This window comes from Ruegeria sp. BHSC026, assembly GCF_059613065.1.
Genome location: NZ_JBXWRV010000020.1, coordinates 20,390 through 38,474 on the forward strand (window position 1 = coordinate 20,390; position 18,085 = coordinate 38,474).

Annotated in this window: 13 protein-coding genes; 7 read left to right on the forward strand and 6 right to left on the reverse strand. The window is 63.9% G+C overall.

Features of this window, described 5'->3' with window-relative positions; translation table 11 throughout:
- Positions 1-44 precede the first annotated feature (44 nt).
- The 4 genes from AC2FME_RS16720 to xdhA are packed head-to-tail and all read right to left on the reverse strand — an operon-like array spanning position 45 to position 6,194.
- The gene (locus AC2FME_RS16720; protein ID WP_496801032.1) at positions 45-1,562 is read right to left on the reverse strand and encodes an ABC transporter ATP-binding protein; all 1,518 of its coding nucleotides are present in this window, start codon (positions 1,560-1,562) and stop codon (positions 45-47) included.
- On the reverse strand, positions 1,559-2,494 hold the full coding sequence (xdhC, locus tag AC2FME_RS16725) for a xanthine dehydrogenase accessory protein XdhC (RefSeq protein ID WP_496801033.1): 936 nt from the start codon (positions 2,492-2,494) through the stop codon (positions 1,559-1,561). Before xdhC ends, AC2FME_RS16720 begins: the two co-directional genes overlap by 4 nt.
- On the reverse strand, positions 2,494-4,836 hold the full coding sequence (gene xdhB, locus AC2FME_RS16730; protein ID WP_496801034.1) for a xanthine dehydrogenase molybdopterin binding subunit: 2,343 nt from the start codon (positions 4,834-4,836) through the stop codon (positions 2,494-2,496). Before xdhB ends, xdhC begins: the two co-directional genes overlap by 1 nt.
- Positions 4,833-6,194 (reverse strand): xanthine dehydrogenase small subunit, encoded by a 1,362-nt coding sequence (gene xdhA, locus AC2FME_RS16735; protein WP_496801035.1) that lies wholly within the window; start codon positions 6,192-6,194, stop codon positions 4,833-4,835. Before xdhA ends, xdhB begins: the two co-directional genes overlap by 4 nt.
- Before the next feature lie 343 nt (positions 6,195-6,537).
- Here xdhA and dnaE point away from each other — a divergent pair, with 343 nt between their 5' ends.
- On the forward strand, positions 6,538-10,038 hold the full coding sequence (gene dnaE / locus AC2FME_RS16740) for a DNA polymerase III subunit alpha (protein WP_496801036.1): 3,501 nt from the start codon (positions 6,538-6,540) through the stop codon (positions 10,036-10,038).
- A gap of 7 nt (positions 10,039-10,045) precedes the next feature.
- Here the strand turns inward: dnaE and AC2FME_RS16745 are convergent, their stop codons facing one another.
- Positions 10,046-10,240, reverse strand: coding sequence for a SlyX family protein (locus AC2FME_RS16745; RefSeq protein ID WP_093964614.1), 195 nt, complete (start codon positions 10,238-10,240; stop codon positions 10,046-10,048).
- 128 nt (positions 10,241-10,368) lie between these two features.
- Here AC2FME_RS16745 and hisS point away from each other — a divergent pair, with 128 nt between their 5' ends.
- From hisS to hisG, 3 genes are read left to right on the forward strand one after another with little or no spacing between them, the layout of a single operon-like run.
- Positions 10,369-11,856 (forward strand): histidine--tRNA ligase, encoded by a 1,488-nt coding sequence (gene hisS / locus AC2FME_RS16750; RefSeq protein ID WP_496801037.1) that lies wholly within the window; start codon positions 10,369-10,371, stop codon positions 11,854-11,856.
- A gap of 3 nt (positions 11,857-11,859) precedes the next feature.
- Positions 11,860-12,948, forward strand: a complete 1,089-nt coding sequence (locus AC2FME_RS16755; protein WP_496801038.1) for an ATP phosphoribosyltransferase regulatory subunit — start codon at positions 11,860-11,862, stop codon at positions 12,946-12,948.
- Complete coding sequence (gene hisG / locus AC2FME_RS16760) at positions 12,945-13,634, forward strand: ATP phosphoribosyltransferase (protein WP_496727602.1); 690 nt, start codon at positions 12,945-12,947, stop codon at positions 13,632-13,634. Before AC2FME_RS16755 ends, hisG begins: the two co-directional genes overlap by 4 nt.
- A gap of 2 nt (positions 13,635-13,636) precedes the next feature.
- Here the strand turns inward: hisG and AC2FME_RS16765 are convergent, their stop codons facing one another.
- A complete protein-coding gene (locus tag AC2FME_RS16765) occupies positions 13,637-14,068 on the reverse strand; it encodes a DUF1489 family protein (protein WP_149776173.1) in 432 nt (143 codons plus the stop codon).
- A 129-nt stretch (positions 14,069-14,197) separates the two neighbouring features.
- Between AC2FME_RS16765 and AC2FME_RS16770 the strand changes: the two genes are divergently transcribed.
- From AC2FME_RS16770 to AC2FME_RS16780, 3 genes are all read left to right on the forward strand, one after another.
- A complete protein-coding gene (locus AC2FME_RS16770; protein ID WP_496794696.1) occupies positions 14,198-16,480 on the forward strand; it encodes an adenosylcobalamin-dependent ribonucleoside-diphosphate reductase in 2,283 nt (760 codons plus the stop codon).
- Positions 16,481-17,190: 710 nt separating this feature from the next.
- Positions 17,191-17,601 carry a hypothetical protein gene (locus AC2FME_RS16775; protein WP_496801039.1) on the forward strand — a complete coding sequence of 137 codons (411 nt, stop codon included), beginning with the start codon at positions 17,191-17,193 and terminating at the stop codon, positions 17,599-17,601.
- Positions 17,598-18,029, forward strand: coding sequence for a hypothetical protein (locus tag AC2FME_RS16780; RefSeq protein WP_496801040.1), 432 nt, complete (start codon positions 17,598-17,600; stop codon positions 18,027-18,029). The genes AC2FME_RS16775 and AC2FME_RS16780 overlap by 4 nt, the downstream gene beginning before the upstream one ends.
- The last annotated feature ends 56 nt before the right edge of the window (positions 18,030-18,085 follow it).

Consider the following 18,085-nt stretch of genomic DNA (forward strand, 5'->3'; position numbering starts at 1 on the left):
TTGCGTTCTTGTTGATGTGCGCCGGTCGAAAGCCGCGCCGAGGCCTATACATGCGCCACCTCCATGCCATGCGCGCCGCCCATCATCAGGCCGATCTCTTCGACGCTCAGGTTGGCCGTGGGCCGCGGCGCGCTCAGTCGCCCCTCGTTCAGCGCGGCGAAACTGTCCGAGATCTCCATCAACTCGTCCAGGTCCTGGCTGATGCAAACCACAGCCGTGCCCTGGGCCGCAAGGTCCAGAATAGCCTGACGGATCGCGGCGGCTGCGGCGGCATCGACCCCCCAGGTCGGCTGGTTCACCACCAGAACCTCGGGGTTTTGCAGCACCTCGCGGCCGATCACGAATTTCTGCAGGTTGCCGCCCGACAGCGACCGCGCGGCGTTCTCAGCGCCGGGCGTGCGGACGTCGAAGGTTTTGATGATCCGCTCGGCGAAATCCCGGGCTTCGCTCCATTTCAGAAAGCCCCGGGTTTCGAGGTTTTCCCGCACCGACCCGGTCAACAGGGCGTTCTCGGTCAGACTCATGTCCGGTGCCGCCGCATGGCCCAGACGTTCCTCGGGCGCGGTCAGTACGCCAAGCTCGCGCCGTGCAGTGGGCCCCAGCCGGCCGATGGGCTGGCCGTTGAATTTGATGGCGTCGGCCGTGGTCAGGATTTCGCCCGACAGCGCACCCAGCAACTCGTCCTGCCCGTTGCCGGCGACGCCGCCGATGCCCAGAACCTCGCCCTTGCGCACGGTCAGGTGCACGTTTTTTAGCGCCGTGCCGAACTCGGACGGAGACGGCACCGACAGGCCGGTCACATCCAGCGCCACCGGGCCGAACGCGCGCCCCGCGCGTTCCGGTGTCTGCAAGGCCGAGCCAACCATCAGTTCGGCCATGTCGCGGGCCGAGGTCTCGGACGGTACGCATTCGCCCACATTCTTGCCCAGCCGCAGGATGGTGGCGTGGTCGCACAGCGTGCGGATTTCTTCGAGCTTGTGCGAGATGTACAGGATCGAGGTACCCTCCGAGCGCAGCTTTTTCAGCGTCTCGAACAGGATCTCGACCTCCTGCGGCGTCAGAACCGAGGTGGGTTCATCCATGATCAGCAGCTTGGGGTCCTGCAACAGGCAGCGGATGATCTCGACCCGCTGGCGTTCGCCCGCGGACAGGTCGCCCACGGTCCGGTACGGGTCGAGCGGCAGGCCGTAATTTTCCGAAACTTCGCGAATACGCGCAGCCAGGTCGCCCATGGGAGGCGGGTTTTCCATGCCCAAGGCGATGTTCTCGGCCACGTTCAGCGCGTCGAACAGTGAGAAATGCTGGAACACCATCGCGACGCCGTCGGCGCGCGCCGCGCGCGGTTCGCTTGGGGCGTAGGGCTGGCCGCGCATCAGCATCGTGCCGCTGTCGGGCTTGACCAGCCCATAGATCATCTTGACCAGAGTGGACTTGCCGGCGCCGTTCTCGCCCAGCAGGGCATGGACTTCGCCTTCCGCTATGTCGAAGGACACACGGTCATTGGCCACGACGCCGGGATAGGCCTTGGTCAGTCCCTGCAGGCTCAGAAGTGGAGTGGTCACGCGCTCTGGTCCTTCTTCAAGTCATTCTGCCGGGCGGGGCGCAGGATCTGTGCCGCCACACCGATTGCGATCATCTGCGGGTGCTTGCCCAGGGCCGGGTCCCCGATGGGGCAGGTGATCCGGCTGATCTGCGCCGGTGAATGCCCCAGCGCGGCAAGGCGCGAACGGAATCGCGCCCATTTCGTAGCCGAGCCGATCAGCCCCGCAAAGCGGAAATCATGCCAAAGCAGCCGGTTGCACAGTTCAAAGTCCAGATTGTGTGAATATGTCAGCACCAGGTGCTCGGCATCTGGCGGAGCGTGGTGCACCAGATCCGCCGGATTGGCTGCCGGCACTGCGGTAACACCCGGCGGAACCATCTCGGGAAAACGGTCGGGCGCGGTGTCCACCCAGGTGATCGCCAGATCGGGCAGGGGGGCCATCACACCGACCAGCGCCCGCCCGACATGTCCGGCCCCCCAGATCCACAGCTGGCTGAGGGGGCTGTGCACCGGTTCGATCATCCAGCCGTCGATCAGTTGGGGCTCGGGGCGCTGGCCCTGGTTGCGGGCCTGTGCCAGCAGCCGTTTCACCGAAAGCGGCATCGGAGCATCCGTTACGGGGCGGGCGATCACCTCGCGGTCCAACTGCGCGACAGCTTCCGCGTCATAGACCTCGCTCAGCAGCGTGACGGCGCCGCCGCAGCATTGCCCAAGGTCCGGCCCCAGCGCATGTCGGGATAGGCGGGGCCGGTCTTGCTGGCCCCGGGCCGCCTCGGCCGCCTGAAACTCGAGCGTGCCGCCGCCGATCGTGCCCGCCTGCCCGCCGTCCCAAACCAGCATCGCGGCGCCGACCTCGCGCGGGGACGACCCGCGTATCGCGGCGATGACCACGCGTGTCACCTTGCCGTGTTTTTCTACCGCCTCCCTCAATGCCTCCCGATCGAAACCCATCAGTGTCCTCCGCGCAGCTTTCGGATACACCGCCAGACTTCTTCGGCGGTGGCCGGAGCGTTCAGACCCGGGTATCCATCGCCACAGGCCGCAACGGCATTCGACAGCGCCAGCCAGGCCGAAATTCCCAGCATGAAGGGCGGCTCGCCCACCGCCTTCGAGCGATAGATCGTGTCCTCGCGGTTCGCGCCATCCCAAAGCGCCACGTTGAACACGCCCGGCCGGTCCGAACAGGCGGGGATCTTGTAGGTCGATGGCGCATGGGTGCGCAGCCGGCCCTTGTCGTCCCACACCAGTTCCTCGGTCGTCAGCCAGCCCGCGCCCTGCACATAGCCGCCCTCGACCTGCCCGATATCCAGCGCCGGGTTCAGCGAGGCGCCGGCATCATGCAGGATATCCGCCCGCAGAATCCGGTTTTCCCCGGTCAGGGTATCCACCGCCACCTCGGTCACCGCCGCGCCATAGGCGAAGTAATAGAACGGACGCCCCTGACCCTTGATCCGGTCCCACTCGATCTTGGGCGTCTTGTAGAACCCGGTCGCCGACAGGCTGACGCGCCCCTGATAGGCCAGCGCCGCCGCCTCGGCAAAGCTGTAGCTTTCCTCGCCCACGGTAACCCGGCCGTCGGCAAAGACGACCGCCGATGGGTCGGCCTGATGCCGCTGGCCCAGATAGGCGGCCATCCGGTCGCGGATCGTGTCGCAGGCGGCCCTGACGGCCATCCCGTTCAGATCGCTGCCGGACGAGGCCGCCGTGGCCGAAGTATTCGGCACCTTCGCGGTATCGGTCGCGGTGATCTTCACCATCTCCAGCGGAATACCGAACCGCGCGGCCGCCACCTGCGCCACTTTCTGAAACAGCCCCTGGCCCATCTCGGTGCCGCCATGGTTCAAATGCACCGAGCCATCCTGATACACATGCACCAGCGCCCCGGCCTGGTTCAGATGGGTCAGCGTAAAGGAAATCCCGAATTTCACCGGCGAAAAGGCGATGCCCTTCTTAACAACGCGGTTCTCGGCATTCCACGCCGCGACCGCCGCCTTGCGCGCGGCATAGTCGCTCGACGCCAGCAGGGCTTCGGTCATCCCGTGCAGCTCGAAATCCTCGACCTCCTGCCCGTAAGGCGTGGTATTCCCCTTCATCTTTTCGGAAATACTCCGGGGGGAGGCCGCAGGCCGGGGGGCAGAGCCCCCCTCAGCCGGAGCCGCATAGTAATTCCGCCGCCGCAGCTCGACCGGGTCCAGCCCCAGCACATGCGCTGCGTGATCCATCACCCGTTCGATCCCCACCATGCCCTGCGGCCCGCCAAAGCCGCGAAACGCCGTGGCCGATTGCGTGTTGGTCTTCAGCCGATGGCTCTCGATCCGCGCGTTGGGCAACAGATAGGCGTTGTCGGCATGCAGCATCGCCCGGTCGGCCACTGGCAGCGATAGGTCCTGCGCCCAGCCGCAGATGGCGTAATGCTTGAACGAGACACCCTGAATGCGCCCCTCCGCGTCGAACCCGGCCCTATAGCTGATGCGGAAGGCATGCCGCTTGCCGGTGATGATCATGTCGTCGTCGCGGTCATAGCGCATCTTGCAGGCCCGCCCGGTCGCCCGCGCCGCGATGGCGCAGGCCACGGCCAGCGCATTACCCTGACTTTCCTTGCCGCCAAAGCCGCCGCCCATCCGCCGGGTCTCGACCCGCACGGCGTTCATAGGAACACCCAGCGCCTCGGCCACCTTGTGCTGGATCTCGGTCGGGTGCTGGGTCGAGGAATGCACCAGCATGTCCCCGCCCTCGTTCGGCACCGCCAGCGCGGCCTGACCTTCCAGGTAGAAATGCTCTTGCCCGCCGATCTCGAACGTGCCTTCGATCACATGCAACGCCTGCGCGATGGCGGCGTCGGCGTCGCCCTTGGCGTAGATCCGCGGGCCGTCCTCGAACCGGCTGTCCGCGGCCAAGGCCTCCTCGATGGTCAGGATCGGCGTTTCCTCGGCATAGTCGATCCTGCCCAGCCGCGCGGCCTTGCGCGCCGCCAGATGGCTGGTGGCGACGACCAGAAACACAGGCTGGCCCACATAGTTCACCGTCCCGTCCGCCAGCAGCGGCTCGTCATGGACCGAGGGCGAGACGTCATTGGCAAAGGGCAGGTCCTCAGCCGTCATCACCATCACGACGCCCTCGGCGGCCTTCACCGCCGACAGGTCCATCGCCGTGATCCGGCCCTTGGCGATCGGGCTCAACCCAAAGGCCAGGTGCAGCGTGCCTTTGGGCGTCGGAATGTCATCCACGTAACGCGCGGTTCCCGACACATGCAGAGGTGCTGCGTCATGGGGCAGGGGCTTGGTCACGCTCATGCCGACACCTCCAGCACGTTGACCAACTCGCCCTGATCCTCTGCGAAATACCGCTCCAGCATCGCCTTGGCCGTCTCCAGCCGGTATTCGGCCGAGGCGCGCATGTCGGTCAGCGGGGTGAAATCCCCGTCAAACGCCGGCAGCGCGGCCTGAACGGTCTCATGCGTCCACGCCTTGCCGACCAAGGCGGCCTCGACCGCCGCGGCCCGCTTCGGAATGCCCGCCATGCCACCGAAGGCGATGCGCGCCTGCGCCACGACGCCATCCGAAACGGTGACGTTGAAACAGCCACACACGGCCGAGATATCCTGATCGAACCGCTTGCTCAGCTTGTAGCATTTCAGCCGGTCCGATTGACGGGCAAAGCTGACCGCCTCGACGAACTCGCCGGGCGCGCGGTCCTGCTTGCCGTAATCGACAAAGAAATCCTCCAGCGGGATCGACCGCCGCGCGTCCCCTTTGCGCAGATGCAGCGTCGCCCCCAGCGCGATCAGCGCGGGCGGGTTGTCCCCGATGGGCGAGCCGTTGGCGATGTTGCCCCCCACGGTGGCCGCATGGCGCACCTGCACGCTGGCATAGCGCTGGATCATCTCGGCATAGGAGGGGTGCAGATCGGCCATCGCCGCGCCCATGCGGTTCATGTCCACCATCGCACCGATGCGGACCTCGTCTTCGGTGATCGAGATCTCCTTCAGATCGTCGCACCCGCCCAGAAAGATCACCGGGTCCAGATCGCGCAACTGCTTGGTCACCCACAGGCCCACATCAGTGGCGCCGGCCACCAGAGTCGCCTCGGGATGGCTGGCATAGACCTCGGCCAGCTCGTCGGACGAGCGCGGCATCATCGGCGAGGCGGGCTCGACCGCCACCGGCGTGTCCCTGATCCAGACCGGCACCGGCTGGTCTTCGACGGCCTTTGCCGCGCGGATGATCGGGGCATAGCCGGTGCAGCGGCACAGGTTGCCGGCCAGTTGCGTGTCGTGATCGGTTGCGCCACTCGCATGGCTGGCCACCATAGACATCACGAAACCCGGCGTGCAGAACCCGCATTGCGAGCCGTGATGCTCGACCATCGCCTGCTGAACCGGGTGCATCTGGCCATCCGGCCCGCTCGTGCCTTCGACAGTGCGCACCGCCTTGCCATGCAGCTGCGGTAGAAACAGGATGCAGGCATTCAGCGCCTTGGCGCCGCCCTCATCCGTCACCATCACGGTGCAGGCGCCGCAGTCGCCCTCGTTGCAGCCTTCCTTCGTGCCTGTCAGGCCGCGGTCCTCGCGCAGCCAATCCAGCAATGTGGCCGTCGGATCAACATCCGCCAACTCCACAGTCTCTCCGTTCAGAAGAAACGTGATGTTCATTCTAGAAACCCGTCGCGTTACCCCGTTGCGCCCATGGGTGCCCTCTCTCGATGCGACGTAGAGAAAGAAGCGGGCTTGTAGCTTGCCGAAAGATGTTAGAAACAGCGCCGGACGGCTGGCAAGAAAAACCGCCCCTGGAATGCACCATTCCTATTCGTCGTGACAGGTGTATCGACCGCCTGATCCGGGCACGACTTTGAAACAAAACACCTTTTTGCCGTTACTCCCCGATCTCAAGTGAAGCACCTTCTGAAAAACCCGAATAATCGCTGATTATTGTTTGAGCAACCCGCCGGTATCCTTCTGTCTTTTGCCCGCGCGCCGAGTGGGATAGCCTGCGCTCATGAGCAGTTCTCCGCGATTCATCCACCTCCGCGTTCATACCGAATATTCCCTGCTGGAAGGCGCTGTGCGGCTGAAAAAGCTGCCCGGTCTGTGCGAGCAGATGGACATGCCCGCCGTTGCGGTCACCGATACCAACAACATGTTCTGCGCGCTGGAGTTTTCCGTCACCGCCAGCGGCGCGGGAATCCAGCCGATCATCGGCTGCCAGGTGGACCTCAGTTATGTGACCGCACAGCCGGGCGACAAGCCGACGCAGCCTGCGCCCGTGGTGCTGCTGGCCCAGTCCGAGACCGGGTATGAGAACCTGATGAAGCTCAGCTCGTGCCTCTATGTGGACAAGGGCGGGCAACTGCCGCAGGTCACTCTGGATGAACTTCAGCGCCATTCGGCGGGCCTGATCTGCCTGACCGGCGGCCCAGACGGCCCCGTGGGCCGCCTGCTGCAGCAGGGCCAGCGCTCGGCCGCCGAGGCGCTGGTGGACCGGCTGGCCGCGATGTTCCCCGATCGCCTGTATATCGAACTGCAACGCCACCCCGGCGAGGATGGCCAGCCCGAGGCCGAACGCCTGACCGAGCGCGGCCACGTGGAAATGGCCTATGCCAAGAACCTGCCGCTGGTCGCCACCAATGACGTCTATTTCCCAACCTCGGACATGTACGAGGCGCACGACGCCCTGATCTGCATCGCCGAGGGCGCCTATGTCGACCAGCAAGAGGGCCGCCGCCGCCTGACCGCTCAGCACTATTTCAAGTCACCGCAGGAAATGGCCACGCTCTTCGCCGACCTGCCCGAAGCGATCGAGAATACGGTCGAGATCGCCAGGCGCTGCGCCTTCATGGCCTACAAGCGCAACCCGATCCTGCCGAAATTCGCCGATGACGAGGTCGAGGAACTGCGGCGTCAGGCCAACGAGGGGCTGCAGAAACGCCTGGCGGTGATCCCCCATGCCGTCCCGCCCGAGGAATACCAGAAGCGTCTGGATTTCGAACTGGGCATCATCGAAAGCATGGGGTTCCCCGGCTACTTCCTGATCGTTGCCGACTTCATCAAATGGGCCAAGGAGCACAACATTCCGGTCGGGCCGGGGCGGGGGTCGGGCGCGGGCTCGCTGGTGGCCTATGCGCTGACGATCACCGACCTTGACCCGCTGCGCTACAGCCTGCTGTTCGAACGCTTCCTGAACCCCGAGCGGGTCTCGATGCCCGACTTCGACATCGACTTCTGCATGGACCGCCGCGAAGAGGTGATACGCTACGTTCAGCAGAAATACGGCCGCGACAAGGTAGGCCAGATCATCACCTTCGGCGCGCTCTTGTCCAAGGCCGCGGTGCGTGACATCGGGCGGGTGCTGCAGATGCCTTACGGCCAGGTGGACCGCCTGTCCAAGATGATCCCGGTCGAAGGGGTCAAGCCGGTGTCGATCGAAAAGGCGCTCAAGGACGAACCCCGCCTGCGCGAAGAGGCCCGCAACGAAGAGGTGGTGGACCGCCTTCTGACTTACGGCCAGCAGGTCGAGGGGCTGTTGCGCAACGCCTCGACCCACGCCGCCGGCGTGGTGATCGGCGACCGGCCGCTGGACGAGCTGGTGCCGCTCTACCAGGACCCGCGCTCGGACATGCCCGCGACCCAGTTCAACATGAAATGGGTGGAACAGGCCGGTCTGGTGAAGTTCGACTTCCTGGGCCTAAAGACCCTGACCGTGATCCAGAACGCGGTGGACCTGATCCGCAAGTCGGGCCGCGACCTGCACATCGCCGCTGATGGCACCCAGCTATACGACCCGCCCGAAGGCGCAGTGAACGAGATCAACGCGATCCCGCTGGACGATCCGGCCACCTACAAGCTCTATTCCGCGGCCAAGACCGTGGCGGTGTTCCAGGTTGAAAGCTCGGGCATGATGGACGCACTCAAGCGCATGAAACCCACCTGCATCGAGGACATCGTGGCCCTTGTGGCGCTCTACCGCCCCGGCCCGATGGAGAACATCCCCACCTATTGCGAGGTCAAGAACGGCCAGCGCCAGATCCAATCCGTTCACCCGCTGATCGACCACATCCTGGAAGAAACGCAGGGCATCATCGTCTACCAGGAGCAGGTGATGCAGATCGCGCAGGTCATGGCGGGCTACAGCCTTGGCGGCGCCGACCTGCTGCGCCGCGCGATGGGCAAGAAGATCAAAGAGGCGATGGACGCCGAACGCCCGAAATTCGAGGCTGGCGCGGCCAAGAACGGCGTGGACGCCAAGAAGGCCTCCGAGGTGTTCGACCTGCTGGAGAAATTCGCCAACTACGGCTTCAACAAATCCCACGCGGCGGCCTATGCGGTGGTCAGCTACCAGACCGGCTGGCTCAAGGCGAACCACCCGGTCGAGTTCATGGCCGGCGTCATGAACTGCGATATCCACCTGACCGACAAGCTGGCGGTGTATTTCGAAGAGGTCCGCAAGGGGCTGGGCCTGCCTTACGTGCCGCCCTGCGTGAACCGCTCGCTGGCGACCTTCAACGTGGTGGATGGCCAGCTGGTCTATGCTCTGGGCGCGCTGAAAAACGTGGGCGTCGAGGCGATGAACCTCGTGGTGCAGGGGCGGGGCGACAAGCCTTTCGTCAACCTCTTTGACTTCGCCCGCCGGGTCGATCTGAAAAAGGTCGGCAAACGGCCGCTGGAGATGCTGGCCCGTGCGGGGGCCTTCGACGAGCTGGACAAGAACCGCCGCAGGGTGTTCGAAAGCCTCGAACAGCTGGTGCAGTATTCGGCGGCGATCCACGAGCAGAAGAATTCGAACCAGGTGTCGCTGTTCGGTGAGGCGGGCGACGATCTGCCCGAACCGCGCCTGTCGAAATCGCCAGACTGGCTGCCCGCCGAACGCCTGAGCGAGGAGTTCAAGGCCATCGGCTTCTACCTCTCCGGCCACCCGCTGGACGACTACATGCCCGCCCTGAAACGCAAGCAGGTGATGACGCTGGACGAGGTCACCGAAAAGGCACGCTCGGGTCCGTTGATCGCCAAGATGGCCGGTGTGGTCGCCGGGCGACAGGAACGGAAATCGGCCAAGGGCAACCGGTTCGCCTTTGCCCAGCTGTCCGACCCGACGGGGGCATACGAGGTGACGCTGTTCTCGGAAACCTTGGAGAAATCACGCGAGTATCTGGAAACCGGTGCGCAGGTCGTGCTGACGGCCGAAGCCACGATGGAGGCCGACCAGCTGAAGCTGCTGGCGCGCTCGGTCGGTCCGGCGGATTCGGTGGTGGCCGAGGCCGGGGCAACGGGTCTGCGCATCTTCGTCGATCAGCCGCAGGTGGTGTCCACCGTGGCACGGGTTTTGCAGGACGCGGCGGGGGCGGCCCGAAATGCCGCGAAGGGGCCGGTTCACCTGTGCCTGATGGACCCGGGCCTGCCGGGCGAAGTCGAGATGGATCTGGGGCAGGATTTCCCCATCAACCCGCAGATCAAGGGTGCGATCAAATCGCTCGATGGCGTGATGGACGTGCAGGAGGTCTGACGCCCCTTCAGTAATGCGGCGGGCGTTCGTCGCCCAGGATGACCCCGCCGGACCCCTCCTGCGCGCGTTCGGCCTCGCGCTGCATCAGCATCGCGACATGGCGGGTCAGGCGATCGATCTCGTCCTGCTGCTTGGCGACGACCATGCTCAGGTCATCCACGGTGCGGGTCAGGTGGGCGATTTTCTCTTCCAGATGCTGCATCGCTGGGGCTCCTGTGATCTGGTGCGGTCATACCGCTGTGGCGCACGCAATGCCAGCGCTGGCTTGCCCCGACCCAGACCATGGGATAGACCGCGCGCGCAAGTGATGAAATCCCAAGGACGCCCCACATGGCCAAGCCCAAGAAACAGCCCCGCCCCAAGGCCGTCACGCCGAAAGGGTTCCGCGACTATTTCGGCCAGGAAGTCACGCAGCGCACCGAGATGCTGCGGACGATTGCGGACGTCTATCATCGCTATGGGTTTGACGCGCTGGAAAGCAGCGCCGTGGAAACGGTCGAGGCGCTGGGCAAATTTCTGCCCGACGTCGATCGCCCGAACGAAGGCGTGTTCGCCTGGCAGGAGTTTGACGAGGGCGGCAACGGCGACTGGATGGCGTTGCGCTATGATCTGACAGCACCTTTGGCCCGGGTCTATGCCCAGCACCGCAACGACCTGCCCACGCCCTATCGCCGCTATGCGATGGGGCCGGTCTGGCGCAACGAAAAGCCGGGGCCGGGACGGTATCGCCAGTTCTATCAGTGTGATGCGGATACTGTGGGTACGGCCAGTATGGCCGCCGATGCCGAAATCTGCGCCATGCTTTCCGACACGCTGGAGACCGTGGGCATCCCGCGCGGCGACTATGTGGTGCGGGTCAACAACCGCAAGGTCCTGAACGGCGTGCTCGAGGCCATGGGCCTCAGCACGGACGCGGCGGCGCGCGACGACGTTCTGCGCACCATCGACAAGTTCGACAAGGTGGGCGAGCAGGGCGTGCGCGAGTTGCTGACCAAGGGCCGGCTGGATGCCTCGGGCGCGTTCATCGACGGCGTGGGCCTGTCCGACGATCAGGCCGAGCCGGTGATCGCCTTCCTGACCTCCAAGGCTGATGACGCCGCCGGAACGCTGGCCAACCTGCGCGCGGCCGTGGGCGACAGCAAGATCGGCGCCGAAGGCATCTCGGAACTGGAACAGATCGGCGAATTGCTAGCCGCGGGCGGTTATGGCGCCGATCGCATCCAGATCGACCCCTCGGTCGTGCGAGGGCTGGGATACTACACCGGTCCGGTCTACGAGGCCGAGCTGACCTTCGAGATCTTCGACGAAAAGGGCCGCAAGAGGCAGTTCGGGTCGGTCTCGGGCGGCGGGCGCTATGATGATCTGGTGAAGCGTTTCACCGGACAGGAAGTGCCCGCGACGGGTATCTCGGTCGGGGTCGACCGGTTGTTGGCCGCGCTGCGCGAAAAAGGTCGGATCAAGTCACATGACACCGGGCCGGTCGTCGTGACCGTGATGGACCGGGACCGCATGGCCGACTATCAGGCGATGGTGGCCGAACTGCGCAATGCCGGCATCCGCGCCGAGGTTTACTTGGGCAACCCCAAGAATTTCGGCAATCAGTTGAAATACGCGGACAAGCGGAACTCGCCCGTCGCGGTGATCGAGGGCGGGGACGAGAAGGACCGTGGCGTGGTTCAGATCAAGGACCTGATCCTGGGCGCCAAGATCGCCGAGAGCGCCACGCTCGAGGAATGGAAGGAACGCCCCAGCCAGTTCGAGGTGCCGCGCGGTGATCTGGTCGCCAAGGTGCGCGAGATTCTGGACAGTCAGGACTGAGCCATGCCCAATCGATCCCAGATCCAGGCCCGGGCCGCGATGATGCGCGTGCGCTTCGAAGCCGCCGGGGCACAGGTCGTCGACACGCCGCTGCTGCAATCGGCCGAGACGCTGCTGGACCTTTACGGCGAGGATATCCGCGCGCGCGCCTATGTCACCTCGGACGCGCTGCGCGGCGAACAGATGCTGCGCCCGGATTTCACCCTGCCGGTGGTGCAGATGCACATGCGCGACGGGGCCGAACCGGCGCGCTATACCTATTCGGGCGAGGTGTTCCGCCGTCAGGAACATGACCCCGACCGCGCCAATGAATACATCCAGGTGGGCTATGAGGTCTTTGACCGCGACGACCCGGCAGGGGCCGATGCTGAGGTGTTCTCGCTGTTTGCCCTGCAATTGCGGGGCCTGCCGCTGCGCGCGGCGACCGGCGACATCGGCATTCTGACCGCGGCCGTACAAGGCCTGCGCACCTCCGACCAACGCAAGGCCGCGCTGATGCGCCATCTGTGGCGTCCGCGTCGGTTCCGGGCTCTGCTCGACCGGTTCGCGGGCCGCAAGCCCGAGCCGGACCACCGCGCCGCTTTGCTCGCGGCGGCCGACCCGATTGCCTGCGACGCGCCGATGATCGGCAAGCGCCGGCCGGCCGAGATCACCGCCCGCATCGACGCCCTGCGCGCTGACCGCGACACACCGCCGATTTCCGATACGGAGATGGCCGGGCTGGACTCGCTGCTGGGCGTGCGCGAGACCATGCCCTATGCGCTGGAGCATCTGCGCGACATCGCTGTCGATCTGCCCCAGATCACCCCCGCGCTGGACCGACTCGAGGCGCGGATCGCCGCCCTGCAAGCGCGTGGCGTTGATGTCGGCAAGCTGGATTTCGAGGCCTCGTATGGGCGCACCTCGATGGAATATTACGACGGGTTCGTTTTCGGCTTCTACGCCGAGCGCCGCCCCGACCTGCCGCCCATCGCCACCGGCGGGCGCTATGATGCGCTGACGCGGCGGCTGGGCAACGGGGCCGAGATCCCGGCGGTGGGTGGCGTGCTGCGCCCCGACCTGATGCTGGAAATCGAGGAGGCGGGCCAATGACCCTGAAGCTGGGCGTGCCGTCCAAGGGGCGGCTGATGGAGAAAACCTTTGCCTGGTTCGCCCGCCACGGGATCGAGCTGTCGCGCGCCGGATCCGACCGGGAATACGCAGGCAAGGTGGACGGGATCGAGGATGTCTCGCTGATCCTGCTGTCAGCCGGAGAGATTCCGCGCGAGCTGGCTGCCGGGCGGATTCACCTGGGCGTGACAGGCACCGATCTGGTGCACGAGAAGCTGCCGCGCTGGGAACAGCAGGTTGAAGAAATCGCACCGCTGGGCTTTGGCCAGGCCGATCTGGTGATCGCGGTTCCGGCCTGCTGGGTCGATGTCGAGACGCTGGATGACTTGGACGCCGCCGCCGCCGCCTTTCGGGCCACTCATGGGCACCGTCTGCGGATCGCCACCAAGTACCACCGCCTGGTGCGCGAGTTCCTGACCGATTCTGGGGTTGCCGATTATACGCTGGTCGACAGCCAGGGGGCGACCGAGGGAACGGTGATGAACGAAACCGCCGAGGCGATTGCCGACATCACATCGACCGGCGAGACCCTGCGCGCCAACCACCTCAAGATCCTGTCAGATGGGTTGATCCTGCAATCGCAGGCCACTTTGTGGCGCAGCCGGGTTGCGGAGTACGGGGCCACTGAAAAGGCCGCTCTGGCAGAAGTAATGCGCCGTTTGGGCTGAGGCTAGAGCACGCCGATTTCAGCCAGCGCGCGGTTCAGATCCTCGGGCAGGGCGTCGTCCTGCGCGCGGCTTTCGGGCAGGTCTGCGGGGCTGTCCTCGGGTTTCAGATAGCGCCAGCCTTGAAAGGGCCGTTTCTGCGCGCCCTGTGTGCGATGGACTTGCGGGTCCAGCACGATGGCGCAGCGGCGGATGCCATCCTCACCCGTCACCTCGTCCAGCCGCAAAATGCGCTGGCGGCACTGGATGACGCCCTTGATGACCCAGAAGATCGATCCGCCGTTCAGAATCTCGGCCTCGCGCTTGGGCCACATGCGGGTGATGTGGCGGGGCAGGCCGTCCGCAAAGCGCCGGCGATAGCTGTCCTGCCAGGCGATCAGGCTGTCCACGCTCTCGGACCCGACCGAGAGTTTCACGAGGTTGATGTACTTATCCACAGCTTTCCCACAGAGTCGTCCCAAGGACCATCCTTATATTGTAGCCTACCGTTGCGCGCTATCAAGCTGTTGTGGTTCAGCGCGGGTTTGGTCTAATCTGGGTGCCTCTTTCAGAACAGGGAATCACCAATGAGCCGCTTTGCCGCCCCCATCGCCGAGCAGATCTGGGACATGAAATACCGCTTCAAAAAAGCGGATGGCACGCCGATCGACAAGTCGGTCGAGGATACGTGGCGGCGAATTGCGCGCGATCTGGCGCGGGTGGAAAAGGACCCCGCGCATTGGGAGCAGAAGTTCTACGAAGCGCTTGAGGACTTCAAATACCTGCCCGCCGGGCGCATTACGGCCGGAGCAGGCACCGCGCGGCAGGTGACCCTGTTCAACTGTTTCGTGATGGGTACGATCCCCGACAGCATGGGCGGCATTTTCGACATGCTGAAAGAGGCCGCGCTGACCATGCAGCAGGGCGGGGGGATCGGCTATGATTTCTCGACCATCCGGCCGCGCGGCGCGGATGTGCATGGGGTGGCCGCCGATGCCTCGGGGCCGCTGTCGTTCATGGATGTGTGGGACGCCATGTGCCGCACGATCATGTCGGCGGGCTCGCGCCGGGGCGCGATGATGGCGACCATGCGCTGCGACCATCCGGATATCGAACAGTTCATCACCGCCAAATCCGACCCGGCCCGCCTTCGTATGTTCAACATGTCGGTTCTGGTGACGGATGCTTTCATGGACGCGGTCAAGGCCGATGCCTCGTGGGATCTGGTCTTTGACGGCAAGGTTTATCACACGGTGCAGGCCCGCGATCTGTGGAACAAGATCATGCAGGCCACCTATGACTATGCCGAGCCGGGCGTGATCTTCATCGACCGGATCAACCAGGCCAACAACCTGAGCTATTGCGAGACCATCGCCGCCACCAACCCGTGCGGAGAGCAGCCACTGCCGCCTTATGGCGCCTGTCTGTTGGGTTCGATCAACCTGGCGCGGCTGGTGTCAGCACCGTTCGAAGACGCGGCTCGTCTGGACGAGGCGGCATTGCAGGAGCTTGTCGCCACGGCCGTTCGCATGATGGACAACGTGGTGGATGCCTCGAAATTCCCGCTGCCGCAGCAGGCCGCCGAGGCGCAGGCCAAGCGTCGTATCGGTCTGGGCGTGACCGGGCTTGCGGATGCGCTGTTGATGCTTGGCCTGCGCTATGGCTCGGACGAGGCGGCGCGTCAGACCGAGCGCTGGTTGCACGCGATCGCCCGCGCCGCGTATCTGGCGTCGGTGGACTTGGCCAAGGAAAAAGGGGCCTTTCCCCTGTTCGATGCCGAGAAATACCTGGCCAGCGGCACCATGCAGCAGATGGATGACGATGTCCGCGAGGCAATCCGCGAACACGGCATCCGCAACGCTTTGCTGACCTCGATCGCGCCCACGGGCACGATCTCTCTGTATGCGGGCAACGTTTCGTCGGGGATCGAGCCGGTTTTTGCCTATGCCTACACCCGCAAGGTGCTGCAGAAGGACGGCTCGCGCACCGAGGAAGAGGTGGTGGACTATGCCGTTCAGATGTGGCGCGACAAGTTCGGCGACGTCGAACTGCCCGACTATTTCGTAAACGCCCAGACCCTGACCCCGGCCGAGCATGTCAAGATGCAGGCTGCCGCACAGAAATGGATCGACAGCTCGATCTCGAAGACGATCAACTGCCCCGAGGACATCGCGTTCGATGCTTTCAAGGACGTGTACATGCAGGCCTGGGATCAGGGCTGCAAGGGCTGCACCACCTATCGCCCGAACGACGTGACAGGTTCGGTGCTGACCGTTTCGGAAAGCGACGACAAGGTGCCAGGTGAAAGCGCGGATGCGCCGCACGAGGTGGATGGCGGCGATGTCATCTACATGTCCGAACCGCTGGACCGGCCGCAGTCGCTGGAAGGGTCGACCTACAAGCTGAAATGGCCCGATAGCGAGCACGCGATCTATCTGACGATCAACGACATCGTCATCGGTGGCCGGCGGCGTCCGTTCGAGGTGTTCATCAACTCGAAGAACATGGAGCATTACGCCTGGACGCTGGCCCTGACCCGGATGATCTCGGCCGTGTTCCGACGCGGTGGCGACGTGTCCTTTGTGGTCGAGGAACTGAAGGCCGTGTTCGACCCGCGCGGCGGGGCCTGGGTGCAGGGCAAGTACATCCCCTCGATCCTAGCGGCGATCGGTGGCGTGATCGAGCAGCACATGATCGCGATCGGGTTCCTTGAGGGGGAAGGGATGGGACTGAAATCCGACCCGCAGGCGCAGGTGGTCAATATGGACGCTCCCCGCGGCAAGGCCTGCCCGTCCTGCGGTCAGTATGAGATGCGCATGATCGAAGGCTGCATGACCTGCGCAAGCTGCGGCCATTCAAAATGTGGTTGATGGGGGAAGGCCGGAGTTGATGAAGCGACTGGCGTAGTTTGTCCGAAACCGGGGGTTTTTTCGTCCATCGGCCGTGGGAAGTTTTGCCGTCAGACTTAAGTTTCTGTTATAAAACAACTTTCTCCGAGGGAGGCGGTTGGAGAACCAGAAAGTCGCATTCCAGCGGCATTCTTGCGTGTGATGTTCTAAGCCCCCGTTGCGTGCTTGCCTTGTTTGCTTCGCACGGACTGGCCGGATCTTCTCGAAAGAGAAGGCGCTGACCGACTATTTTGTTCGGTCGCGATCCCGCACGAGAGTTCGACCTGCCAAAACAGCCGCAGGGTTCCACTCTCAAAACCGCTTCAAAAAATGCAAAAGACAGGCTGAGGGAAGTCTTTCCCAAGTTCTTCAAAGAATATTGGTGATCGCTGCGGGAAGAATAATTGTCTGACTTCCCGCAGCGGAATGCTGTTGTAGACACAATAGCTTCCGCCCTCAGTAAATGCTGTGGACTGGAATACGTACCCTGCAATCCACGCCCAGAAAATCGCAAGACCTGTCGATGTGGTCACCTTCCGACCAGCTTCTCTCTCGATGAAGTCGCTGGAATCGGAAGGTGCCCTGATCAACCCAATTAGAACGAAACAGACAAACCTACGGCCGCGAGAAAGGACCGCTGCGGCTCTTGAAGCTCGACACGCAGTGTGGCGGGCGGAACAGGGAGAACAGCAATGTTCGACGTAAACCCAATTGGCGCCACGGCGCTACAAAAACTCTTTCATGATCATGTGGAAAAAATCCAGAACGCAGCCCTGCTCCTCGGAGGGCAATCGGAACTGGCGCGGGTCCAGAGGGTCTTTGATGACCTAAACTGGAGCCCGCAAATCACCAGCCGAACCTGGCGGGAGATTATGCATCTTCATCAGTTGTTTACACTGCAACATGTGCACGATGAAGGCCGGCCCGAATCCGCCTTCTTTGCAATGCTCGACCCGGCTTCTCCGGAGGTTGAGGACATCTGCCTGCTTACCGACCGGCTGGAGGATGCAATTCAGCGTGACGGAAACACGACTATGGAAGCACAGCTTTCCACATTCGAATGTGCAGGTCGCTTTGCAGCTGCCCAACGAGACCTGTCATGACTGCGAACAAATTCCGCAACGACCCGTTACTCGCTGTGCTCCTCAAAGCGGCCGGACATATCCCAGCCGCCAAGAATAGCCTCCGGGCGCTCGGCTCGGGCGCGGCCTGTGACAACAGCCTTCGTAGGCGAATTTGGCGTCTCGAGCGCACACTTTCTGCCAGCCAACTGCTGAATGCGGACGAGCTCGAGGAACTCGGTGATATTCTGCGAACGGTTGAGAGGTGGGTTGACGCTGGCACATACCGAGGATGGATCAGCGATGAGCACTGCGTATCTGGTGGCTGGTTCGAAACCGTTTGGTCACCTGAAGCCGAAGCGCTCGCCGCTCATTGCGCCCGACTGCAAGCTTGTCGCGAAGCGATGGAGCAGGTCCAGGTCGTGATTGAGGCGCACAAAATTGCCGGCATACTTCGGGGTGCCGCCTAAGTAGAAATGGCGCCGGGCATCGCCCGGCGTCTTCGTTTTTTTGTTTGGCGGCAAAA